1 pseudogene is annotated in these 509 nt (G+C 39.5%); it reads left to right on the top strand.

The features are described 5' to 3' along the window. Window positions 1–203 precede the first annotated feature (203 nt). Window positions 204–509, top strand: a pseudogene (locus tag ACWHAR_RS32350) (SAM-dependent methyltransferase); the annotation flags it as partial.

Below are 509 nucleotides of genomic sequence, written 5' to 3'. Positions count from 1 at the left end.
GATTCCTAACCCGGAGAAACAATAGCTCTCATTGCTAATGGCTTTATGTAACGAAGTAAAAGTAAATCTGATGATATAAATCACATATCTCCTTTGTGGTTTTTTTGCGTTTTTATGAACTTTTTTCTAAATATGCAAAGGGAAAGCGATATTAATCTAGAAATATTTGTTATACTCTATACATTAAAGTAAGGAGAAGATTCATGAATGCGTTAGTAGCTCATAATAGCAAAGCCTGGGATAAAAAAGTAGAAACAGGCAATGAATGGACTGTTGCTGTTGAGCAGCAGGTGATCGAACAAGCAAAAAAAGGCAATTGGGATATAAGGGTAACACCAATGAAAGATGTACCGAAGGATTGGTTTCCGCCTGTCAAAGGTCTGAAAGTACTCTGTTTAGCATCAGGCGGCGGCCAGCAGGGCCCAGTTTTGGCAGCCGCAGGCGCGGATGTCACCGTACTAAATAACTCAGAAAAACAGCTGAATCAGGATAAAATGATTGCTGAGCGA

It is taken from the genome of Bacillus sp. LR--39 (genome assembly GCF_053613335.1).
Note: the sequence above shows the minus strand (reverse complement) of the source record. Positions and strands in the feature narration are given on the sequence as shown.